The organism is Shimia sp. CNT1-13L.2 (genome assembly GCF_024331145.1).
Lineage (GTDB): Bacteria > Pseudomonadota > Alphaproteobacteria > Rhodobacterales > Rhodobacteraceae > Shimia.
The window spans coordinates 346,016-368,705 of the sequence record NZ_JANDJO010000003.1 but is presented as its reverse complement, the minus strand read 5'-3'; the positions used below and the strand labels follow the sequence as shown (position 1 = coordinate 368,705).

The following is a 22,690-nucleotide window of genomic DNA, read 5'->3' as shown; positions in this document are numbered from 1 at the left end:
CGTCACTCCTCCAGCAGATGCTCATACCGGGAGTCGGTCAGGGTCTTCATGAAGGCCACCAGCGCGTCGATACGCCTGTCATCCAGCGCCGGCCCCTCGGTCAGCTCCGCCGTCGATAGCGTAAAGGCCACCTCCGGCCAGCGGAACGCCTTGCCGGTTTCGGGGTTGATCTGCCGTTGCGGATCCTTGCTGTTGTATTTGTTGTAGAACAGAACCACCGTGCGCAGGTCCTCGAACACGCCGTTGTGCATGTAAGGCCCGGTCACGGCCACGTTGCGCAGGGTCGGCACCTTGAATTTGCCCACCATGATCGGAGCGTCCACCGCCGGATTGGCCAGCAACCCCTTGTCGAGCGCCTTCTCCGGCGAGCCATTCACCGCCCGCACCCGTTCGTTCACCGGCACGCCGATATTGTGGTACTCGTAGTTCGAAAAGGTCTCGCGCGGGTCCACCGCACTGCGGCGCAGCTGGTGGCACAGGTTGCAGTTCGTGAACTGCGGCGAGAAGAACAGCACCCGGCCCATGTGCTCCTCGCGTGTCAGGTCCACCTCCCCGCGTAGGAACCGGTCGTACTTGGAATCGAAGGGCGCAAAGACATCGGTCCGCTCAAACGCTGCAATCGCGCGGGTCATGCCGTCATAGGCCGCCTCCACGTCGCCCAGCACCCCCTCGCCGAACAGCGCGTTGAAGCTCACGACATAGTCGCCATTCTCCATCAGCCGCGCAACAACCGAGGCCTTGTCGGGCATCCCCATCTCGATCGGGTTCAGCGGCGGCCCGCCTGCCTGCCCCTCAAGCCCGGGCTCGCGCCCGTCCCAGAACATGCCGCCAACATACTGGCCATCCTTGTTGATGTGGAACTCCGGCGTGAAGGCCGCATAGGCCGCGGTCGGCGCCGTGCGATCCCCAAGCGATACCCCGTCATCGCCAAGGCTCACTGCCCTGCCGGCCTCGGTCTCGCGCGGGTCGACAAACCCATAATCGGGGTCATGACAGGTGGCACAGGCCTGCGTGCGGTTCTTCGACAGGTTCTCATCAAAGAACAGCGCCTCGCCCAGTGCCTCCAGACTGTCATAGACCGGCTCTGCCATCCCGGTCCCTGCGCTCAGCGCCCCGATCATCAGACCTTTGAATACACGCGACATGGTTCCGCTCCATTCATCCAACTGCCAGAGGTCTTTGCACGAGTTCGACGGGACCACAATTGATCCAGAACAAATTTCCGATATTTTTTGTCGGAATTAACGGGCACCCGCCAAAACCATTAGCTGCCGAAGATGATCCGCACATAGTTGCGGGTCTCTTCATAGGGCGGCACACCCCCATGTTTGCGCACCGCCTGCGGGCCAGCGTTATAAGCCGCCAGCGCCAGCCGCCACGAACCAAAAGCCTTGTACTGCTTGGCAAGATAGCGCGCCCCGCCATCAAGGTTCTGGTAAGGGTCCAGCGGGTCCACGTTCAGGGACCGCGCCGTCTCGGGCATCAACTGCGCAAGCCCAAGCGCACCCTTGTGCGATTTGGCATTGGCGTTCCATCCCGACTCCTGCTGCACCAGCTTTAGGAACAGATCGACAGGAATACCGTGCCGCAGCGCCGCTTCCCTTGCCATGCCAAGGTAGGGGCCGTTGTACTTGCCCTTGAAACTGCCATCGCCCCATTTGCTGGGCGTATAGATCGGCTTGGGCTGAAGCCGCACCGAATTGCGGTACTGCTGCTTGGCGCGGTTATCCAGAACCTTGGTCTGAGAGCGGAACAGGTTCTTCTTGCTCTTTGTCGACAGAATATCCGCCGAGGCCGGCACACCCGCGCCGAGCCCGACAATCAAAGCACTCAAAAGAATGACGCGTTTCATGCCTGCGCACTGCCCCGTTCCATTTCTCGTGCGCCTATATACGTGATTTTAAGAAATTTTCCAGCATTCCTGAAAAGGCCGCAGCGTCCTTGGCGGTTTCGTGCTGAAAACCTATCGGCGCAGGCGGTGAAAAAAATGGAAATTGGCCTTCCAATGCAGGGCGTGGAATGGTCTATGCTGGCGCAAACCAAAACAAGAGATTCTGAGGGGAACAACACATGGCCGGATCCGTCAACAAAGTCATTATCGTGGGCAATCTGGGCCGCGACCCCGAAGTGCGCCAGTTCCAGAACGGCGGCAAGGTCTGCAACCTGCGCATTGCCACCTCCGAGACCTGGAAAGACCGCAACACCGGCGAACGCCGTGAACGCACCGAATGGCACTCGGTTGCCGTGTTCTCCGAAGGGCTGGTGCGGGTCTGCGAACAATACCTGCGCAAGGGTTCCAAGGTTTACATCGAAGGCAAACTGCAAACCCGCAAATGGCAGGACCAGTCCGGCCAGGACCGCTACTCGACCGAGGTTGTGCTTCAGGGCTTTGACGCCACCCTCGTGATGCTTGATGGCCGCAGCGGTGGCGGCGGCGACTATGGCGGTGGCCAGGGTGGCGGCGGCAACTACGGTGGCGGCTACGGCGGTGGCGATCAGGGCGGCTACGGCGGCGGTTACGGCAACGATCAGGGCGGCAGCTTTGGCGGCGGTCAGGGCGGCGGTGCCCCCTCGCGCGACCTTGACGACGAAATCCCGTTCTAAGCGGCTGGCGGCACAGCCCCGCTTCACGAAAACACCCAAAGGGTCGGCACCGCGCCGGCCCTTTTTCTTTGCCCCTTTCTTTGCCCTTGAACTCCGCCCCGCTTCGCGCTCATTCTGCCGCCAACCCCCAAGGATTGGACACCCGACATGAGCCGTTACCCCGCCTTCGACCGCGCCCTGGAATCCCGCCTCGTGGCCTATTGCGCCATCGACAGCCAGAGCGATGAAACCTCTCCCAGCCAGCCCAGCACCGAGATCCAGCTCGACATGCAGCGCCATCTGGTTGCCGAACTCGAACGGATCGGCGCGGCAGAGATCGAACTCACCCCCTATGGCGCGGTTCTGGCCACGGTCCCCGCCACCGATACCGCCGCCCCGTCCATCGGCTTCTGCGCCCATGTCGATACTGCGCCGCAGTTCAACGCCACAGGCGTCAAACCGCGTGTCCACACCGCATGGGACGGCACGCCGATCACTTATCCCGACAATCCCGACCTGCTGCTTGATCCGGCCAAGCTGCCCTATCTCGCCGCCAAGTCGGGTGACGACATCATCACCGCCTCTGGCCTCACCCTGCTGGGGGCCGACGACAAATCCGGCGTCGCCATCATCATGACAATGGCCGAACACCTTCTCACCACCCCCGATCTGAAACATGGCCGCGTGCGTCTTGCATTTACCCCCGACGAAGAAATCGGCCGTGGGGTCGACGACCGCCTGCCCGCCGATTTCAACGTGGATTTTGCCTTCACCCTCGACGGCAGCCGCGCCGGCAGCATCGAGTTCGAAAGTTTCTCGGCAGATGGCGCGGTGGTTGTGGTCAAGGGCATCTCCGCCCACCCGGGCTGGGCCAAGAACACGCTGGTCAACGCGCTGCATGTCGCCGCGAGCATTGTCACCGATCTCGATGTCGAGGGCGAAACACCGGAAACCACCGAAGGCCGCGAGGGGTTCATCCACTGCTACGGCATGGAAGGCGGCTCGTCCGATGCCACGCTCAAGTTCATCCTGCGCGATTTCGAACTGGACGGGCTTGAGGCCCGCCGCACCCGCCTGCAAGAAGCCTGCGCCAAAGCCGAGGCCGATTTTCCGGGGGCCAGTGTCACCTGCACCATCACCAAGCAATACCGCAACATGCGCTACTGGCTGGAAAAGGACATGACCCCGGTTGATCTCGCCCGCGACGCCTATCGCGACGAAGGCTTCGAGCCGCTCTCGATCCCGATCCGTGGCGGCACCGATGGCTCGCGCCTTACCGAACTTGGCGTCCCCTGCCCCAACCTCTTTACCGGGATGCAACAAATCCACGGCCCGCTTGAGTGGATCAGCGTGCAGGACATGGCCGCGGCAACCCGCATCTGCCTCAACCTCGTGCAACGCGCCGCAGGCTGACGACGCGCCCCTCGACGCCGCTGGGGCCATCTGATGTAATGAAGGGGACGGTCAGCCGTCCCCTTTTCACTTTGCAGGAGATGTCATGAGCTGGTCCATTTCCCTCGGTCGCCTTCTTGGCAGCGAAGTCCGCATCCACCTGACGTTCGTCCTGCTGCTGGCTTGGATCGGCTGGGCCGCCTACGTCCAGTCCGGCCCCGAGGCCGCCCTGCGCAATGTCTCACTGGTGATCGCCCTCTTTGCCTGCGTCCTCGCCCACGAATACGGTCATGCCCTCGTGGCGCGTCGCTTCGGCATCCGCACCCCCGATATTACGCTCCTGCCCATCGGCGGCATGGCACGCCTTGAAAAGATGCCCGAAAAACCGCGCGAGGAGATCCTGATGGCCATCGCCGGCCCCGCCGTGAACGTGGTGATCTGGTTCGTGCTGGCCGTGCTCTTCGGGGCGCGCCCCGATTTCTCGACCATGCCCAACCTCGAAGACCCCGAGATCGGCTTTTTCGCCCAACTGGCCATGATCAACCTGTTCCTTGCCGTCTTCAACATGATCCCGGCCTTCCCGATGGATGGCGGACGCGTCTTCCGCGCCGCCCTCAGCCTCTACATGTCCCGCGTTCAGGCCACCCGCATCGCTGCCGCCGCCGGGCAACTTGTGGCGCTTCTACTGGCCTTTCTCGGCCTCAACACCGGTAACCCGATCCTGATCCTCGTGGCCTTCTTCGTCTTCATCGCCGCCAATGCCGAGAACCAGGACGTCGCCATCCGCGCCGTCACCCGCCGCCTGACCGCCCGCGACGCGATGATCACCACCTACGAAACCCTTTCCCCCACCGATACCGCCAGCGCCGCAGCCGCCGCCCTGATCCGCACCACGCAGCACGAATTCCCGGTGGAAGACACCAGCGGTGCCCTGCTGGGCTTTGTCACCCGCAACGCCATCTTCCACGCCATGATGGGGGATGACCACAAGATGCAGCCGGTCGCCGAGATCATGACCACCGACATCCCGCGCCTGCCCCTGACTGCCGGCCTCGAAGCGGTGCTGGACGCCCTGCACAAAGGCGCCCCCGCTGTCGCCCTGATCTCTGCCAGCAGCGGCCAGATGGTCGGCTATGTCACCAAGGACAACGTCGGCGAACTGATGGTGCTGAAAGGGCGGTAGGCGGCCAAGCAAGTCTCGGAATACAACCGCGTCGGGCGATCTTGCGGTACGCGCAATGACGGACGAAACCACCCTCTGGTTCCAGCCGGCAACGGCGAACTCTCCCTGATCTGATCCCGAAAACAAAAACGCCCCCGACCAATGCAGAGGCGTTTTCAATTGGCTGTCACACGGGCTTACTCGACGCCGAACCCATAGGTTTCGGTGACATAGTCGATGTCCTTGTCCCCGCGACCCGACAGGTTGATCAGGATCGACTTGCCCGGGTTGTTCGCCGCCTCGCGCATGGCAAAGGCCACTGCATGGGCGCTTTCAAGCGCGGGGATGATGCCTTCGTGCTTGGAGAGCTTATAGAAGGCATCCAGCGCCTCCTTGTCGTTCGCGGCCGTATAGTTGGCGCGGCCCGAACGATAAAGATAGGCGTGCTCGGGTCCGACACCCGGATAATCCAGCCCCGAGGCCACAGTATGCACCGGTGCAGGCTCGCCGTTTTCGTCCTTCAGAACCATGGTGCGGAAGCCGTGAATGTCGCCATCCTCGCCATAGGTGATGGTCGCCGCGTGATCGCCAAGCTTGGACGAGGTGCCCATCGGCTCAACCCCGTAAAGCGCCACGTCCGCGTCGTCGATGAACCCCGCAAACAGGCCCATCGCGTTCGAACCACCGCCCACGCAGGCCGCGACCATGTCCGGCAACTGGCCGGTCATTTCCATGAACTGCTCGCGCGCCTCGATGCCCACTACGTGCTGGAAATCGCGCACCATCATCGGGAACGGGTGCGGCCCGACGACCGAACCAATCGCAAACAGCGCGGTGTCGGCCTGCGGCACATAGGATTGGAACGCCGAATCCACCGCCTCTTTCAGCGACCGCCCGCCAAAGCCCACGGGCACAACCTCCGCCCCCAAAAGCTTCATCCGCGTCACGTTCGGCGCTTCCTTGGCGATGTCGATCTCGCCCATGTGGATTTCGCACTCCATGCCGAAATAAGCCGCCGCCGTGGCCAGCGCCACACCATGCTGGCCCGCGCCGGTTTCCGCCATCAGCTTGGTCTTGCCCATGTGCTTGGCCAGCAGCGCCTCGGCCATACAGTGGTTCAGCTTGTGCGCGCCGGTATGGTTCAGGTCTTCGCGCTTGGCATAGATCTGCGCCCCGCCGCACATGTCGCTCAGGTTCTTCAGATGCGAGACCGGCGTCGGACGCCCCTGGAAATGCTTGCGCACATAGCGCAGGTCACGAATGAACTCGGCCGACTTGGAAATCTTGTCATAGGCCTCCCCGATCGCCTTGAAATGTGGCTCCAGAACCGGCGGCAACTCGGCACCGCCATATTCACCAAAGAAACCATCACGGGTCGGGTGCGACTTGAGATAGGACGACATGGGTTCACTTCCTTCAAAACAGTATTGAAGGCGACACTTGCCTAAATGTTACGCGGATTTGATAGGGCGTTTTGACGCGGTAACGCCAGTGGACAATAAAGCGAGTTGCGCTAAGCGCGATGCAACCGCCCGACCGGCACCGGCATGGAGGTGATCCCCGCCCTCCGCGCCATGTCCCAGGCCAGCACCTGGTTCGACGACAGCACCGGTTTTCCGATAAACGCCTCGATCTCTTCGATCACCGAAAGCGATGGCAGGTTGGTGCAGGACATGAACACCGCCTCAACCTCTCTCTGCCCCAGATCGACAGCCGCCTCGATGATCGAAGCCGGGGAAATCCGCGCGACCGCCTCCTCGCGGCTTTCGTTGAACGAGCCGAACACCGGTGTCTCAAGCCCCCGCGCCGCCATGGCCTGTCGAAGCCGGTCCGAGACCTCTTCGACATAGGGCGACAAGAGCGCCAGCCGCGAAACCCCAAGCGACGCACAGGCCCGCTGCAACGCATCCAGGGGCGAGGTCACCTGCGCCACCCTGGCACCCGCACGCACCAGTTCCGCCACGCGGTCAGACCCGATCACCGCCGTTCCCGAGGTACAGCCATAGCCGATCACGTCAAACCTCGCCGAAGGTGGCAAGGCCCGCGCGGCCGGTGTCAGCGTCTCTGCCATCGCCGCCAGCGTATCGCCGGTGATTTCGTCCGAATTCTCGACACGCGATGTGTGCATCACCACCGCCGAGGCTGGCAACAAAACCCGCATGTCCTGTTCCAGAACCTCATCCGAAGACAAGACCAGCAGCCCCATCACGGGGCGCCCTCCGGCCATATCGTCTAGGAACTCCGCCCTGTAGGCCATGCGCTCACCGCCGCTTCAATTCGTCCTCAAGCAGGCCCTTCACCACATCACGCGGCACGTCCGATGTCACGAAAGCCTTGCCGATCCCCTTGGCGAGGATAAATCGCAACTGCCCGTCCACAACCTTCTTGTCCTGCCCCATCAGGTCCAGCAGGCCATCGGCATCCGGCAGATCACCGTCAATGTCCCTAAGGTCCACCTTCATGCCCATCTCGGCAAGGTGGGCGCGCACGCGGCTCGGCTCTTCCTGCGAACACAGGCCAAGACGGTGGCTCAGTTCAAAGGCCAGCGCACAACCAATCGCAACCCCCTCGCCGTGCAACAGGCGATCCCCGTATCCAGTGGCCGCTTCCAGCGCGTGACAGAAGGTATGACCAAGGTTCAAAAGCGCGCGATCCCCCTGCTCGGTCTCGTCGCGTGCCACGATCTCGGCCTTCATCTCGCAGGAGCGTTTCACCGCCGCGATCCGTGCCGTCATATCGCCCGATGCAAGCGCCGGTCCCTGCGCCTCAAGCCACTCGAAAAACGCCGCATCGCCCAGCAGGCCGTATTTCACCACCTCGCCATAACCGGCAAGGAAATCCCGCGCCGTCAGCGTGCCCAATACCTCGGTGTCCGCCAGAACCAGCGATGGCTGGTGGAACGCCCCGATCAGGTTCTTGCCCTGCGCCGAGTTGATGCCGGTCTTGCCGCCAACCGAACTGTCGACCTGCGCCAGAAGCGAGGTCGGGATCTGCACGAACCCAACACCCCGACGCAGCACCGCCGCGGCAAAACCGGTCAGGTCGCCGATCACACCACCGCCAAAGGCCACGACAAGATCACGCCGCTCGACCTTCTCTTCCAGAAGCCATTCCACCGTGCGCTCGAAATGCGGCCAGCTCTTGGTGCTTTCCCCCGCAGGCAGCACCAGCGCCTCCATCTCGATACCCGCCGCGGCCAGTCCGGCACGCAGGCCATCAAGGTGAATCGCGGCCACGTTCTCGTCGGTCACAACCCGCACCTGCGGGCGTTTCAGCATCGGCTTGATCAGCTCGCCCGCACGGGCCAGAAGGCCGGGGCCGATATGAATGTCATAGGCGCGATCGCCCAGCCCCACGTGAACGGTTTCCATCATGCCAGTGTCTCCAGTACGTCGGGCCGCGTCAGCAGCGCATCCACCACCCTCTCGGCCATCTCTTCAATCGAATAGGACGGGTCCGCCTTCACCGACAGTTCCGCCAGCGAATAAACAGGCACACGTGCCTCGAAAATCTCGGTCAGCGTCGCCTTGGGATCGGCGGTGCGCAGCAGGGGTCGCGTGTCCTTGTGCTTGACCCGGTTCCACAGCAGCTCAAGATCCGCATCCAGCCAGACCGCGATGCCCTTTTCGCCAATCACCGTGCGGTTGCCATCAGCAAGATAGGCCCCGCCCCCCGTCGACAGGATACCGCGTTCCTCGTCCAGCAGGCGTTCAATCACCTGCGCCTCCTTGCGGCGGAAGAACGGCTCGCCGTCGCGGGCAAAAATCTCGGCGATGCTCATGTTGGCCGCCTTTTCGATTTCCGCATCCGAATCCAGGAAAGGCACCTCGAGACGCGCTGCCAAAGCCCGCCCCACAGCCGTTTTCCCGGCCCCCATCATGCCCACGAGAACCACTGTCTTTTTAAGCTTCAAACGCATCAGTCACGCCCCAGATAGGCCAAGCTTCGCCCAAATTTCATCTTTCGGCACTGAATGACGTGATATTGCCGAAAAGGCCAGTTATAAGTTCCAAAAAAAACAGGCAGAGTCATACGGGGTTACAATGGGCAAGCTGATCCTCTTCCTTTTCCTGCTGGTCGCCTTGGCTGCGATCGGCCTTGTCGGCTACGCCTATGTCGGGCCGATCCTCGGGGCTGACTTCAGCGCACCACAACAGGAAATCCGGGTTCCCGTGACCCTGACACCGACAAATGGCAACTAGGGCACCCCTCGCGGCGCTGCTACTGGCCGTGCCGACATCGCTTTGGGCGCAAGAGCCCGTACCTCTCTCGGCCATCGACTGGCTGAACCAGACCCCCACCGTCACCCTTCAACTCGAGGAACCGCCGGTCTCTGCCGGTGTCGAGACGCCGACCATCTCTGTCGACACGCTGGACGATCCCGGCCGCAACGCCGTGGGCCTCTTGCCGCCGCATATGACCGGCCTGCCCCAGACCCTCTGGCAGAACAGCCAATCCGACCGCCTTGGCGCCCTGATCGCCGGGGCGCGCCCCGAACTCGTGCCCGCAACGCAGGCGCTGCTCTACACCCTGCTTCTGGCCGAGGCCAATCCGACCACCGATCCCGCCGGCCCAGACGCCATGCTGCTCACCCGCATCGACAAGCTGATGGAAATGGGCGCATTGGATCAAGCCGAGGCGCTGATCGACCGCGCAGGCCCCGATACACCCGCCCTGTTCGAACGCTGGCTCGACATCACGCTGCTTCTGGGGCGCGAAGACCGCGCCTGTGCGCAGCTTGCCAAATCCCCGCACCTCGCGCCGAACTATGCCACCCGCGTGTTCTGTACTGCCCGCGCGGGCGAATGGACGGCCGCCGTCCTGACCCTTGGCACCGCCAATGCGCTGGGCCTTCTGACCGCCGAGGAAGACGCGCTTCTGGCCCGTTTCCTCGATCCCGATCTCTTTGAAGGCGACCCGCTCGACGTGGCCCCCGGCACGATCACCCCGCTGACCTTCCGCCTCTACGAAGCCATCGGCGAAGCTCGCCCCACCACCGGCCTGCCGCGCCCCTTTGCCCATGCGGACCTGCGTGAAACCGCCGGCTGGAAGGCCCGTCTCGATGCGGCAGAACGTCTGGCACGCACCGGCGCTTTGCCAGCCAACCGGTTGCTCGGCATCTACTCCGAAGGCAAACCCTCGGCCTCCGGCATGATCTGGGATCGTGTCGCCGCCGTGCAGGCCTTCGACCGCGCCATCGAGGCACAGGACGCCAACGCCGTGGCCGATACCCTCCCGTCGGCTTGGTCCGCCATGCAGTCGGTGCATCTCGAGGTGCCCTTCGCCCGCCTCTACGGCGAACGCCTCTTGCGCCTGAAACTAACCGGCGTGAGCGCCCGCCTTGCCCGCGATGTCGCCCTCCTGTCGCCCGCCTATGAACTGGCCGCCAAGTCCGGCCCGCGCGATTTCCTTGCCGGTCTCGCCATGGGCACGCCGCCACGCACCCCGACCAACCCGCTGCACCGCGCCATCGCCGATGCCTTCCACGACGCAGGCGTGCCGCAGGACATCTCGACCATGCTTGTGCGCGGCCAACTGGGCGAGGTCATCCTGCGCGCCATGGACCAGATGGAGGCCGGCGCCTCCGGCGATCTTGCCGCCCTGACCAATGCGCTGGCGATCTTCCGCGCGGTTGGTCTCGAAGACACCGCCCGCCGCGCCGCCCTCCAGGCCGCCCTTCTGGATTTCAGGGGGTAAAACATGAGCGTTTACAATTGGCTGGAGCTTTTTCTTGAAGCACAATCCGCCGAGCTCGGCGCCTCGGAAAACACCCTGATCAGCTACCGCCGCGACCTTGAGAACTTTGCCGCATGGGCCAATGACACCAAGGTCTCCGTCGCGGAAGCAACCCGCTCCGATATCGAAACCTACCTGATCCACTGCGAGGCCCAGGGCCTGGCCAAGTCCACCCGCGCCCGCCGCCTCTCCGCGATCAAACAGCTTTACCGTTTCGCCTTTGAAGAAGGCTGGCGCGACAGCAATCCGGCGATCCAGATCAAGGGTCCGGGCCGCGACAAACGCCTGCCAAAAACACTCGACGAAGCCGAGGTCGACCGCCTGCTTGAAGCCGCCCGCGCCTCTGGCCGCACCCCGTCAGACCGCCTGCGCAACACCTGTCTTCTGGAACTGCTCTACGCCACCGGAATGCGTGTCACGGAGTTGGTCTCTCTTCCGGTCTCTGCCGCCCGCGGCGATCCCAACATGCTGTTGATCATGGGCAAAGGCAGCAAGGAACGCATGGTGCCCCTGTCGCCACCGGCCCGCGCGGCCCTTGCCGACTGGCTCAAATCCCGCGACGAGGCCGAGGAAGCCGCCCGCGAAAAAGGCCACCCGAAATCCCGCTTCCTGTTCCCGTCACGGGGGAAGTCCGGCCATCTCACTCGACACCGATTCTACATGCTTATCAAAGAGTTGGCGGTGAATGGTGGCGTATCACCTGAAAAGGTCACACCACACACGCTGCGCCACGCCTTTGCCACGCACCTGCTGGCCAACGGTGCCGACCTGCGGGTGATCCAGACCCTTCTGGGCCACGCCGACATTTCCACCACGGAAATCTACACCCACGTGCTTGATGAACGCCTGCGCGAACTGGTGATGACCCATCACCCGCTGGCGGGCAAAACCTGATCGGCCCGTCGTAACACAGGCGGCAGAACATCCTCCGACGGCCAGATCCCCGAGGTCAGCGCCGCGTGATACCCCTGCCGCAGGCCCACCGCTTCCATCGCCTCCCGCGCCGCCGTTGCATCATAGGCCAGCGTACAGAATTCAACCGTTCCGCCCTCCAGCACCGCATAACGCGTCGCCGTCCCGCCATCATGCGGCGGCATCCCGATCACCCCGGCATTCACCCACTCCACACCGGCCACGTCCCTCCGGAATGGAATGCCACAATGCCCGGCAAGAACGCCATCTACATCCCCCACGGCACGGCGCACCAATCCGATTTCTCCCGCAAAATCAGCCTCCTGCGAGACACTCCAGAGAAACCGGCTGATGTCGCTCATCCCGCCATGCAGCACGGCCCAGCGTTTGCCTTCATGCGTAAACACCGCCAGATCCGGCAGCCCCGCCATCCACGCACGATCATCCGCCCCGATCTCGCGATCCGCATGGGCGTACCACCCTGCCGACAACAGGTCACAGGCGGTGCCCTCTTCAAATCCACAGCCACAGTCCATGGCATTGGCCGCAAGCTGCTTTTCACAGTTCCCCGCCACCACGACACATCCACTCTCGCGCACCCGCGCCACCGTCTCCGCAGGGGCCGCGCAATAGGCCACCACATCCCCCGTGCAGATCATCCGCGAGGGCGCAATACCGCGCCGCACCGCCTCGGACATGAGCGCCTCGGTCGCCTGCAAATTGGAATATGGCCCGCCAAACACCAGTACAGGCCCCTCAAGCACACCCAGATCGACAATTCTCATCCGCTGATCCCTTGATTGCGCGCCGCCCGCGCCCCATAACCCAAGTGACCTAAGAGGATAGACACCGAAAATGGAAGTCACGACATCGTCATTGGATGCAGGGTTCTGGATCACCGCAGGCGCCATTCTGGGGCTGCTGGTGCTGTCCGGGTTCTTCTCCGGCTCGGAAACCGCGCTGACCGCCGCGTCGCGCGGCAAGCTGCGCACGCAGGCCGACAAGGGCAACCGCGGCGCCGCCCGCGCCCTGCGTATCACCGAGGACAATGAACGCCTGATCGGCTCGGTGCTTCTGGGCAACAACCTGGTCAACATCCTCGCGGCCTCGCTCGCCACCGCGATCTTCACCCGCGCCTTTGGCGAATCCGGCGTGGCGCTGGCCACCCTCGTCATGACCCTCCTGGTCCTGATCTTCGCCGAGGTTCTGCCCAAGACCTACGCGATCTCGAACCCCGAAGGCGCCGCCGCCCGCGTCGCCGCCCCCATCGGCGTGCTGGTCACCCTGTTTGCCCCCATCGTCAGCGCCGTGCGTCTTCTTGTGCGCGGCGTCCTGCGCGTGGTCGGCGTCAAGATCGACCCCGACAGCCACATCCTCGCCGTGCGCGAGGAAATCGCCGGCGCGATCCAGCTCGGCCACTCCGAAGGCATCGTCGAGAAAGAAGACCGCGACCGCATTCTCGGCGCGCTGGACCTTGCCGACCGCGCCGTCGAGGAAATCATGCTGCACCGTTCCGGCATCGAGATGATCGACGCCGACAACGATGCCACCGCGATCCTGAACCAATGTCTTGAAAGCAACCACACCCGCCTGCCGGTGTTCAAGGACGACCCCGAGAACATCATCGGCGTGGTCCATGCCAAAGACCTGTTCCGCGCCCTCTACCAGCGGATTTCCAACGCCGAAGGCGCCTTCGAAAGCCTCACTGACTTCGCCATCGCAGAGGTCGCCAAAGAGCCCTACTTCGTCCCCGAGACCACCTCGCTCGACGACCAGATGCGCGAATTCCTGCGCCGCCACTCGCACTTTGCGCTGGTGGTCGACGAATACGGCTCGCTTCAGGGCCTGATCACGCTCGAAGACATCCTCGAGGAAATCGTCGGCGAGATCACCGACGAATTCGACATCGACGACGAGCCGGAAATCGCCCGCTCGGATGACGGCCAGTTCCTGATCGACGGCGCGATGACGATCCGCGACCTGAACCGCGCAACCGACTGGGCGCTGCCGGATGACGAGGCCAACACCATCGCCGGTCTGGTGATCCACGAGGCCCAGATGATCCCCACCGTCGGCCAGGTCTTCTCGTTCCACGGCTTCCGCTTCGAGGTCATGGACCGCGAGGCCAACCGCATCACAAGCCTCAAGATCCGCCCGCTCTGACACCATCAGCACGGCGCATGTACTGCGCCCTGCCATCACGCCCCGTGATACGTGGCCTCACAAAATCCCATGGCGCAATGTCGCAAATACGCTTGCGCCATGCCCGGATTTGTCGCTTCTGGTCGTTAACACGCGAACTCTTTTGCAGGCCATTTCATGAACAACGTCCAGGGCATCCTTCTCATCGTCCTCGCCATGGCGGGCTTTACCCTTGAAGACATGTTCATCAAGGCCCTGTCGTCGTCGCTGGCCACCGGCCAGATCCTGATCGGCCTCGGCATCGGCTCCTCGCTGATCTTCGCCATCACCGCCACTCTCAAGGGCCAGAACCTCTTTGCCCGCGCCGCCTGGCGTGCCCCCCTCCTGTGGCGGGCCGCCAGCGAAGGCTTTGCCGCGATGTTCTTTGCCTCGGCCCTGGCACTGGTCGACATCTCCACCGTCGCCGCCGTCTTCCAGGCCCTGCCGCTGGTCCTTACCATGGGCGCGGCCCTCTTCCTCGGCGAACAGGTCGGCTGGCGGCGCTGGAGCGCGATCGGCATCGGCTTTATCGGCGTCCTGATGATCATCCGCCCCGGCTTCGAAGGCTTCCAGCCCGCGACCCTCCTTGTCCTCGTTGCCGTGGTCGCCGTGGTGGCCCGCGATCTCATCACCCGCCGCATCGATGCCGCCGTCTCCTCCTACGTCGTCTCCTTCCAGGGCTTTGCCTCGCTGATCATCGCGGGCGGGCTGATGCTGGCCTTCACCGGCACGCCCCTTGCCGCCATCGACAGCGCACAATCCGGCATGTTCGCAGGCGCCATCGTCTTCGGTGCCCTCGGCTATCTCGGCATCGTCATCGCCATGCGCGTGGGCGAAGCCTCGGTTGTCGCCCCCTTCCGCTACACCCGGCTGGTCTTCTCCATGCTGGTCGGTGTCTTCGTCTTCTCCGAACGCCCCGACCTTCCCACCCTGCTCGGCTCCGGTCTGATCATCGCCACCGGCCTCTACACCTTCCTGCGCGAACGTCGTCTCTCGCGCCCCGTCGCCGAACCACAGGCCGAGTTCCCGCAGGACTGATCCGCTTCAATGCACCCGAAATACTTCGGGGTGAATGGGGCCGGCCCCGCCGGACCCAGAGGGGCAGCGCCCCTGCCCACCCCGCCACAGGGGCCAACATGTCGCTGTTCGCGCTAACCTGCCGCATCCCTGCGCTCAGGCCGTTTACATTCGCCACGCCCCTGCTATGAAACGCGCAAACGACCATATTCCCAAGGAAGTAGAGTCCCGATGAGCACCATTATCGACATCCACGCCCGCGAAATCCTCGACAGCCGTGGCAACCCCACCGTCGAAGTCGACGTGATCCTCGAAGACGGCACCATGGGCCGCGCCGCCGTGCCCTCGGGCGCCTCGACCGGGGCCCACGAAGCCGTGGAAAAGCGCGATGGCGACAAGGACCGCTATCTCGGCAAAGGCGTTCTCGAAGCCGTGGCCGCCGTCAACGGCGAAATCGCCGAGGCGCTGGTCGGCTTTGACGTGACCGAACAGGTTGCCATCGACGAGGCCATGATCGAACTCGACGGCACCCCGAACAAGGGCCGCCTCGGCGCCAATGCCATCCTCGGCGTCTCGCTGGCCGTGGCCAAGGCCGCAGCCGATTTCACCGCCCAGCCCCTGTTCCGCTACGTTGGCGGCACCTCGGCCCGCATCCTGCCGGTGCCGATGATGAACATCATCAACGGCGGCGAACACGCCGACAACCCGATCGACATCCAGGAATTCATGATCATGCCTGTGTCGGCTGCCAACATCAAAGAAGCCGTGCGCATGGGCGCCGAAGTCTTCCACACCCTGAAAAAAGAACTCTCCGCCGCAGGCCTGTCGACCGGCATCGGTGACGAAGGCGGCTTTGCCCCCAACATCGCCTCGACCCGCGACGCGCTCGACTTCATCAAGACCTCGGTCGAAAAAGCCGGCTACAAGCTGGGTGAAGACATCTACCTCGCCCTCGATTGCGCCTCCTCGGAATACTACAAGGACGGCAAATACGAGCTGAAAGGCGAAGGCAAATCGCTGACCTCGGCCGAAAACGCCCAGTACCTCGCCGATCTCTGCAACGACTACCCGATCATCTCGATCGAAGACGGCATGGACGAAGACGACTGGGAAGGCTGGAAAATCCTGACCGACATGATCGGCGACAAGGTCCAGCTGGTCGGGGACGATCTCTTCGTGACCAACCCGGCCCGCCTCGCCGACGGCATCGCCCAGGGTGTTGCCAACTCGATGCTGGTCAAGGTGAACCAGATCGGCTCGCTGACCGAGACCCTCAAGGCCGTCGACATGGCCCACCGCGCCCGCTACACCAACGTGATGTCGCACCGCTCGGGCGAAACCGAAGACGCCACCATCGCCGATCTCGCGGTTGCCACCAACTGCGGCCAGATCAAAACCGGCTCGCTGGCGCGTTCCGACCGGCTCGCGAAATACAACCAGCTGATCCGCATCGAAGAACTGCTCGGCGAAACCGCCGAATACGCAGGCCGCTCGATCCTGAAGTAAACCATTTCAAAGCCCCGCCCTACCGGCGGGGCTTTCTTTCGCCTGCTCGTTTCGAATACAGGGGCCTACGTGCGCTCCACGATCACAACACTCTTGCTCTACGGTCTTTCCTGGCCAGTCCTGCGTGACAGCATCGACCGGCTACTCTTTGTCTGGCAGAGCCATGACGCCCTGCCTCTCGTCGATCAGCGTTACGCCGCACACCCGATCGCCACGACGTTCCACCTTCTGCCCGGACTGATCTTTTTCCTCATTGCCCCGCTGCAGTTTCACCCCGGGTTGCGCCGCAAAACACCCCAACTGCACCGTCTCGCCGGCCGTACCTTCATCGCGACAGGCATCACCTCGAGCCTTGGCGTCATGTATATGGTTCTGGTCTTCCCCGCCCTCGGCGGTCTGCTCACCCAGATCGTCACCTGGGCGATCTGCCTTGGCATGATCGCGGCCATGCTTCTTGCGCTGAACTCTGCAAAACGACGCCGGTTCGCCCGACACCAACGCCTGATGCGCCTCGCCTTTGCCCTCGGGCTTACAGTGTCGACAGCGCGCCTCTACATCTTTGCCGCCGACGCCCTGTTCTCCATTCCCTTTGAACAAAGCTTCACCATCGCCTCTGCACTTGGTCTGGCAACCAACCTCGCAGCCCTCGCCCTGATCGACCCGTCACCGTTTCTGCGGCCAAGACCACCAACCGTCACGCGCTGACCCGCACCAGATACTGCTTCCACGATCCAGACCAGCCAACTTCCATGCACGCCCCCTCCCCCAAAAACGCCTACCAACCTGCCCACGCCACCCTCCTGGCCACCACCTTCGCGCGCCTGCTTGGCCGTCCGCTGCATGACCCCGACACCGCCAAAGCCCTCTACCACGCGCCCTTTCCGATCCTGTCGCACAACACCGCCGACGATCCGGTCCTGACCTACGGCAACCTCGCGGCCCAGCACCTGTGGGAGATGGACTGGCAGACACTCACCTCCATGCCCTCTCGGCGCACCGCCGAACCGGCCGAACGCGGCCAGCGGGACGCCATGTTTGCCCAGATGCGCGAGAAAGGTTTCATCGAGAACTATGCCGGCATCCGCGTCTCCGCCAGCGGCAGGCGGTTCGAAATCCGCAACGCCATCATCTGGCCCCTGACCGACGCCACGGGCGCCAAACTGGGCGAAGCCGCCACCTTCAGGGATGTGCGCCCCCTCTGACGCCCCTCACGCAACGTCAGGGTTTGCCCCCCGCGTGTCCCGGCCTACCGTCCCGCGGATGACCTATTCCATTTCCCACACCCCCATCGGCAGCCACACCGCCAGCGCCCTGCATTTTCCGGGCGATGGGCCTGCCCTGCATTTCTACCACGCCAACGGCTTTGGCCCGGCCTGTTACCAACCCTTCCTGCAAAGCCTCGCCACCAAATACGATGTCCACGCGCTCGAGATGCGGCCCTTCTGGCCCTCCAAACCACACCCGCTGCGCCACCGTGGCTGGGATCAATACGCCGATGACCTGATCGCCTGGCTTGATGCCAATGGCTTGGGCCCGATCCTTGCCGTCGCGCATTCCATGGGCTCTGCCGCCACCGCCATGGCCGCCGTCAAACGCCCCGACCTGTTTCGCGGCCTCGTCCTGATCGAACCCTCGGGCGCCACCCGCCGCATCGCCACCATGATGCGCCTCCTGCCCTACGGCCTGCGCAGCCGCCTCGGCCCGGCGCCTGCCACCTTCCACCGCCGCGCCCACTGGCCCGACCGCGCCGCCGCCTTTGCCGAACTGCGCGCCATCCCCGCCTACAAGCGGTTTGACGACGACGCCCTCGCCACCCTCGTCGACAACATCACCGAGGAAGACACCCACGGCATCACCCTGCGGTTTTCGCCGCGCTGGGAGGGCCACAACTTCGTCACGCCACCGCACACGCTGCCAGCCCTAAAGGCCCTCACCGTGCCAACCCGCATCATCGCGGCCAAACCCTCGCTCTTCGTGCCCCCCGAAAGCCTTGCCGCGCTGGCAAAGGTGCGCCCTGACATCCCCTTCACCCACCTTCCCGACCGAGGCCACCTCTTCCCCCTCGAAGTGCCGGCAGTCGCGGCAGACCTCGCGCTCGAGGCCCTTTCCCACTTGCAAGCCCCGTCCCCTTCGGCAAATGTCGCGGCATGACTGCTGATGAGATCATTGCCCACCTGAACCTCGCCCCGCACCCCGAAGGCGGCCACTACCGTCAGACATGGATTGCCGAGGCCGAAGACGGCCAGCGCCCCGCTGGCACGGCGATCTATTTCCTGCTCAAATCCGGCGAACGCAGCCATTGGCACCGCGTCGATGCCACCGAGATCTGGCACCACTACGCCGGCGCACCGCTGAACCTGCACCTCGCCGCCACCGAGGCAGGTCCAAAACAGGTGCACCGCTTAGGCCCCGACCTCGCCGCAGGTCAGCTCCCGCAGGTCATCGTGCCGGAAAACCACTGGCAATCGGCCGAAACCACCGGCGACTGGACATTGGTGGGTTGCACCGTATCCCCCGCCTTCCAGTTCGAAGGCTTCACCCTGGCCGCACCGGGGTTCGATATTCCCTGAATTTCTTCTTGGCCCAAATACCCCGGGGTGAATTGCCCCGCACGGGGCAAGAGGGGCAGCGCCCCTTATTGACCTTCCGTTACTCCGGATCGCTCACCACGCCGCCACCGACAAGCGCGCTCACACCCGTGGTCGCCGGACAGGAGGTCGGCAGCCCCCGCGCCACCCGCACCGCGAGATAGGCAAAGGCCTGCGCCTCCAGCATATCGCCATCCAGCCCGACCTCCTCGACCGGCTCAACCGGACAGTCAAGCGACACCCGCAGCATTTCCATCAGCACCGGGTTCTTGCGCCCGCCCCCGGTGACAAGCACCTTTTCCGGCGGCTCCGGACAATGCGCCATGCCCGCCGCGACACCGGCGGCACACATCGCCGTCAGGGTGGCTGCCGCATCCGCATCCGACAATTCGCGCACCAGCCCCACCATCTCGGCAAAGTCGTTGCGGTCAAGCGACTTGGGCGGCATCCGCGTAAAGTAAGGCTCGGCAAGGAACAGTTCCAGCGCCCCGGTCTCCACCTCGCCCTCCATCGCCACCGCCCCGTCGCGGTCACAGTCCAGACCCAGCCGCTCGCGCATCAGGTCGTTGACCGGCGCATTGGCAGGCCCCGTGTCAAATGCCAAAAGCGCGCCATCCTCTTCCGGCGCCGCCTTGCGCGGATCAACCCACGTAATATTGCCAACCCCGCCAAGGTTCAGGAAACACAAGGGACGCTCGGCCCCGATCCACTTGGCACAGGCGAAATGGAAAAACGGCGCCAGCGGCGCACCCTCACCGCCAAGCTGCACATCGGACGAGCGGAAATCCCAGACCACCGGACGCCCCAGCGCCTCGGCCAGCGCCTGACCATCGCCCACCTGGCAGGTCCCGCGCCCGCGCGGCTCATGCGCAAGGGTCTGACCGTGAAACCCGATCAGGTCCACATCTTCGAACCCTCTCAATACCTCGATATGCGCCGCTTCGACAATCCGAGCCGCCTTGTCTGCCGCTCCGCCGCCCCACGTCCCCAAGGCCGCGGTCAGCACGTCCCGTTCTTCCTGACTGTAGGCGCGGTAGTCCTGTGCCCCGAACCCCACAATGCGCAGGCCATCGGTCTCGACCACCGCCGCATCGACCCCGTCAAGCGAGGTGCCCGACATTGCGCCAAGCGCGCGCATGATCCCGAAATTCGCCTTTTTGCCTGATACGACCGTCTTCATGGCCCTGCCCTTTTGCATGACATTCTGCACATCCGTTCCGGCGGATGCTCCGGGTCCAGTGATACTGCAAGCCCCGTGCTCGGTCCATCGCCCGTGCAACGATTCCCAATGCCGCGTTTCTTGCCGGCCTTGCAGCGCAAATATTCACGATGAACGATTTGTCACACCTCGGTAGAATTGGGTATTAGGCCGCAATCCCCCGTTTTCAAGGGTCAGTAAACGCCTTTTCAAAACACCGTTGACTCTCAATCGCTTGCTTTTGCAGGGGTTTTTACAAATTCTGGCAAAATATTTACAACTTCGACAGGCCGTCTGGAAAAGTCTTCACAAAAACTTCCTTAGCTTTCGGCTACTTATTTCATAATTTTCAGTCTTGGGTATGATCCCAAGCAACGCCGGATAAAGGAGGATCATCCTGCGTTCCGGCAGGTTAAAGCCATTTGTCAACACCAGAGGGAGGAGCCTCGATGTCGTCTGAAGCCACCGCAAACCCCACCTATCCGCCATCCGCCGAAATGATCGCGCGTGCCCATGCGGATGAAGCGAAATACAATGAAATGTACGCGGCCTCGATGGCAGATCCCGAAGCGTTCTGGGCCGAGCACGGCAAGCGCGTCGACTGGATCAAGCCCTTCACCAAGGTCAAGAACACGTCCTTTGCCCCCGGCAACATCGACATCAAGTGGTTCGAAGACGGCACCCTGAACGTCGCCGCCAACTGTATCGACCGCCACCTTGAAACCCGTGGCGACCAGACCGCCATCATCTTCGAACCGGATGATCCGAACGAAGAAGCCCAGCACATCACCTACAAACAGCTGCACGTGTCGGTCTGCAAGATGGCCAACATCCTGGAAGACATGGGCGTGCGCAAAGGCGACCGCGTTATCATCTACCTCCCGATGATCCCCGAAGCCGCCTACGCGATGCTGGCCTGTGCCCGTATCGGCGCGATCCACTCGATCGTTTTCGCGGGGTTCTCGCCCGACGCTCTCGCTGCCCGTGTCAACGGCTGTGACGCCAAGGTGGTCATCACCGCAGACACCGCACCGCGCGGTGGCCGCAAGACCGCGCTGAAGTCGAACGCAGACGCAGCCCTCCTGCACTGCAAGGACACCGTGAAATGCCTCGTGGTCAAGCGCACCGGCGACCAGACCACCTGGATCGACGGCCGTGACTTCGACTACAACGAAATGGCGCTGGAAGCAGACGATTACTGCAAGCCCGCCGAGATGAACGCCGAAGACCCGCTGTTCATCCTCTACACCTCGGGTTCGACCGGTCAGCCCAAGGGCGTTGTTCACTGCTCGGGCGGCTATCTCGTCTTTGCCTCGATGACCCACCAGTACACCTTCGACTACCACGAAGGCGACATCTTCTGGTGTACCGCTGACGTGGGCTGGGTCACCGGCCACAGCTACATCGTCTACGGCCCGCTGGCCAACGGCGCGACCACCGTCATGTTCGAAGGTGTTCCGACCTACCCCGACGCCTCGCGCTTCTGGCAGGTTTGCGAAAAGCACAAGGTCAACCAGTTCTACACCGCCCCCACCGCCATCCGCGCCCTGATGGGCCAGGGCAACGAGTACGTCGAGAAATGCGACCTCTCCGACCTGCGCGTCCTCGGCACCGTGGGTGAGCCGATCAACCCGGAAGCCTGGAACTGGTACAACGACGTTGTCGGCAAGGGCAAATGCCCGATCGTTGACACCTGGTGGCAGACTGAAACCGGTGGCCACATGATGACCCCGCTGCCGGGCGCACACGCGACCAAGCCGGGTTCGGCCATGAAGCCCTTCTTCGGCATCAAGCCGGTTGTTCTTGACCCGCACTCGGGTGAAGAAATCACCGGCAACGGCGTCGAAGGCGTTCTGTGCATCGGCGACAGCTGGCCGTCGCAAATGCGTACCGTCTGGGGCGACCACGAGCGTTTCGAAAAAACCTACTTCTCGGACTACAAGAACTACTACTTCGCGGGTGACGGCTGCCGCCGTGACGAAGGCGGTGACTACTGGATCACCGGCCGCGTCGACGACGTGATCAACGTTTCGGGCCACCGCATGGGCACCGCCGAAGTGGAAAGCGCACTTGTTGCACACGCCGCCGTGGCCGAGGCCGCCGTTGTGGGCTACCCGCACGACATCAAGGGTCAGGGCATCTACTGCTACGTCACCCTGATGAACGACCAGGAACCGTCGGAAGAGCTGCGCAAGGAACTGCGCACCTGGGTCCGCACCGAGATCGGCCCGATCGCATCGCCCGACCTCATCCAGTGGGCCCCCGGCCTGCCGAAAACCCGTTCGGGCAAGATCATGCGCCGCATCCTGCGCAAGATCGCCGAAAACGACTATGGCTCGCTGGGCGACACCTCGACCCTCGCTGATCCGTCGGTCGTGGACGACCTGATCGAAAACCGCATGAACAAGGGTTAAT

At 63.4% G+C, this 22,690-nt stretch carries 22 protein-coding genes; 14 read left to right on the top strand and 8 right to left on the bottom strand.

What is annotated here, in order from left to right:
• Positions 1 to 2 precede the first annotated feature (2 nt).
• Both NNA36_RS08615 and NNA36_RS08610 read right to left on the bottom strand, forming a co-directional pair.
• Positions 3 to 1,145 (bottom strand): cytochrome-c peroxidase, encoded by a 1,143-nt coding sequence (locus NNA36_RS08615; RefSeq protein WP_255106348.1) that lies wholly within the window; start codon positions 1,143 to 1,145, stop codon positions 3 to 5.
• A gap of 119 nt (positions 1,146 to 1,264) precedes the next feature.
• Positions 1,265 to 1,852, bottom strand: coding sequence for a lytic transglycosylase domain-containing protein (locus NNA36_RS08610; RefSeq protein ID WP_255106347.1), 588 nt, complete (start codon positions 1,850 to 1,852; stop codon positions 1,265 to 1,267).
• A 218-nt stretch (positions 1,853 to 2,070) separates the two neighbouring features.
• On the opposite strand from NNA36_RS08610, the gene ssb reads away from it, so the two are divergent.
• The 3 genes from ssb (at position 2,071) to NNA36_RS08595 (ending at position 5,158) form a co-directional block, all read left to right on the top strand.
• Positions 2,071 to 2,604 (top strand): single-stranded DNA-binding protein, encoded by a 534-nt coding sequence (ssb, locus tag NNA36_RS08605; protein ID WP_255106346.1) that lies wholly within the window; start codon positions 2,071 to 2,073, stop codon positions 2,602 to 2,604.
• A 147-nt stretch (positions 2,605 to 2,751) separates the two neighbouring features.
• Positions 2,752 to 3,996 carry a peptidase T gene (gene pepT / locus NNA36_RS08600; RefSeq protein ID WP_255106345.1) on the top strand — a complete coding sequence of 415 codons (1,245 nt, stop codon included), beginning with the start codon at positions 2,752 to 2,754 and terminating at the stop codon, positions 3,994 to 3,996.
• Between the two features lie 85 nt (positions 3,997 to 4,081).
• Positions 4,082 to 5,158: a site-2 protease family protein gene (locus tag NNA36_RS08595; protein ID WP_255106344.1), complete on the top strand. Its 1,077-nt coding sequence runs from the start codon at positions 4,082 to 4,084 to the stop codon at positions 5,156 to 5,158.
• A 176-nt stretch (positions 5,159 to 5,334) separates the two neighbouring features.
• Here the strand turns inward: NNA36_RS08595 and trpB are convergent, their stop codons facing one another.
• From trpB to NNA36_RS08575, 4 genes are all read right to left on the bottom strand, one after another.
• Positions 5,335 to 6,540 carry a tryptophan synthase subunit beta gene (gene trpB, locus NNA36_RS08590; RefSeq protein ID WP_255106342.1) on the bottom strand — a complete coding sequence of 402 codons (1,206 nt, stop codon included), beginning with the start codon at positions 6,538 to 6,540 and terminating at the stop codon, positions 5,335 to 5,337.
• Positions 6,541 to 6,650: 110 nt separating this feature from the next.
• On the bottom strand, positions 6,651 to 7,394 hold the full coding sequence (locus NNA36_RS08585; protein ID WP_255106340.1) for an aspartate/glutamate racemase family protein: 744 nt from the start codon (positions 7,392 to 7,394) through the stop codon (positions 6,651 to 6,653).
• A 4-nt stretch (positions 7,395 to 7,398) separates the two neighbouring features.
• Positions 7,399 to 8,511: a 3-dehydroquinate synthase gene (gene aroB, locus NNA36_RS08580; protein WP_255106338.1), complete on the bottom strand. Its 1,113-nt coding sequence runs from the start codon at positions 8,509 to 8,511 to the stop codon at positions 7,399 to 7,401.
• A complete protein-coding gene (locus NNA36_RS08575) occupies positions 8,508 to 9,056 on the bottom strand; it encodes a shikimate kinase (protein ID WP_255106336.1) in 549 nt (182 codons plus the stop codon). Before NNA36_RS08575 ends, aroB begins: the two co-directional genes overlap by 4 nt.
• A gap of 124 nt (positions 9,057 to 9,180) precedes the next feature.
• On the opposite strand from NNA36_RS08575, the gene NNA36_RS08570 reads away from it, so the two are divergent.
• Genes NNA36_RS08570 through NNA36_RS08560 form a run of 3 tightly spaced genes read left to right on the top strand, consistent with a single transcriptional unit; the run spans position 9,181 to position 11,767 of the window.
• Entirely contained in the window at positions 9,181 to 9,339 is a 159-nt protein-coding gene (locus NNA36_RS08570) for a hypothetical protein (RefSeq protein ID WP_255106334.1), read from the top strand.
• On the top strand, positions 9,329 to 10,834 hold the full coding sequence (locus NNA36_RS08565; protein ID WP_255106332.1) for a hypothetical protein: 1,506 nt from the start codon (positions 9,329 to 9,331) through the stop codon (positions 10,832 to 10,834). The genes NNA36_RS08570 and NNA36_RS08565 overlap by 11 nt, the downstream gene beginning before the upstream one ends.
• 3 nt (positions 10,835 to 10,837) lie before the next feature.
• A complete protein-coding gene (locus NNA36_RS08560; RefSeq protein ID WP_255106330.1) occupies positions 10,838 to 11,767 on the top strand; it encodes a site-specific tyrosine recombinase XerD in 930 nt (309 codons plus the stop codon).
• On the opposite strand, the gene NNA36_RS08555 is transcribed toward NNA36_RS08560, so the two are convergent.
• Positions 11,743 to 12,570, bottom strand: coding sequence for a metallophosphoesterase (locus NNA36_RS08555; RefSeq protein ID WP_255106328.1), 828 nt, complete (start codon positions 12,568 to 12,570; stop codon positions 11,743 to 11,745). The genes NNA36_RS08560 and NNA36_RS08555 overlap by 25 nt on opposite strands.
• A gap of 70 nt (positions 12,571 to 12,640) precedes the next feature.
• Here NNA36_RS08555 and NNA36_RS08550 point away from each other — a divergent pair, with 70 nt between their 5' ends.
• From NNA36_RS08550 to NNA36_RS08520, 7 genes are all read left to right on the top strand, one after another.
• Positions 12,641 to 13,948: an HlyC/CorC family transporter gene (locus tag NNA36_RS08550; RefSeq protein ID WP_255106326.1), complete on the top strand. Its 1,308-nt coding sequence runs from the start codon at positions 12,641 to 12,643 to the stop codon at positions 13,946 to 13,948.
• Between the two features lie 156 nt (positions 13,949 to 14,104).
• Positions 14,105 to 15,004, top strand: coding sequence for a DMT family transporter (locus NNA36_RS08545; protein WP_255106322.1), 900 nt, complete (start codon positions 14,105 to 14,107; stop codon positions 15,002 to 15,004).
• A gap of 210 nt (positions 15,005 to 15,214) precedes the next feature.
• The gene (eno, locus tag NNA36_RS08540; RefSeq protein ID WP_255106319.1) at positions 15,215 to 16,489 is read left to right on the top strand and encodes a phosphopyruvate hydratase; all 1,275 of its coding nucleotides are present in this window, start codon (positions 15,215 to 15,217) and stop codon (positions 16,487 to 16,489) included.
• A gap of 69 nt (positions 16,490 to 16,558) precedes the next feature.
• Complete coding sequence (locus NNA36_RS08535) at positions 16,559 to 17,194, top strand: DUF2306 domain-containing protein (RefSeq protein ID WP_255106316.1); 636 nt, start codon at positions 16,559 to 16,561, stop codon at positions 17,192 to 17,194.
• A 44-nt stretch (positions 17,195 to 17,238) separates the two neighbouring features.
• The gene (locus tag NNA36_RS08530) at positions 17,239 to 17,691 is read left to right on the top strand and encodes an MEKHLA domain-containing protein (RefSeq protein WP_255106313.1); all 453 of its coding nucleotides are present in this window, start codon (positions 17,239 to 17,241) and stop codon (positions 17,689 to 17,691) included.
• Between the two features lie 58 nt (positions 17,692 to 17,749).
• The gene (locus tag NNA36_RS08525) at positions 17,750 to 18,640 is read left to right on the top strand and encodes an alpha/beta hydrolase (protein WP_255106311.1); all 891 of its coding nucleotides are present in this window, start codon (positions 17,750 to 17,752) and stop codon (positions 18,638 to 18,640) included.
• On the top strand, positions 18,637 to 19,059 hold the full coding sequence (locus NNA36_RS08520; protein WP_255106309.1) for a cupin domain-containing protein: 423 nt from the start codon (positions 18,637 to 18,639) through the stop codon (positions 19,057 to 19,059). Before NNA36_RS08525 ends, NNA36_RS08520 begins: the two co-directional genes overlap by 4 nt.
• A 79-nt stretch (positions 19,060 to 19,138) precedes the next feature.
• On the opposite strand, the gene NNA36_RS08515 is transcribed toward NNA36_RS08520, so the two are convergent.
• Positions 19,139 to 20,257 (bottom strand): anhydro-N-acetylmuramic acid kinase, encoded by a 1,119-nt coding sequence (locus NNA36_RS08515; protein ID WP_255106307.1) that lies wholly within the window; start codon positions 20,255 to 20,257, stop codon positions 19,139 to 19,141.
• Positions 20,258 to 20,724: 467 nt separating this feature from the next.
• Between NNA36_RS08515 and acs the strand changes: the two genes are divergently transcribed.
• Positions 20,725 to 22,689 carry an acetate--CoA ligase gene (acs, locus tag NNA36_RS08510; protein WP_255106305.1) on the top strand — a complete coding sequence of 655 codons (1,965 nt, stop codon included), beginning with the start codon at positions 20,725 to 20,727 and terminating at the stop codon, positions 22,687 to 22,689.
• The last annotated feature ends 1 nt before the right edge of the window (position 22,690 follow it).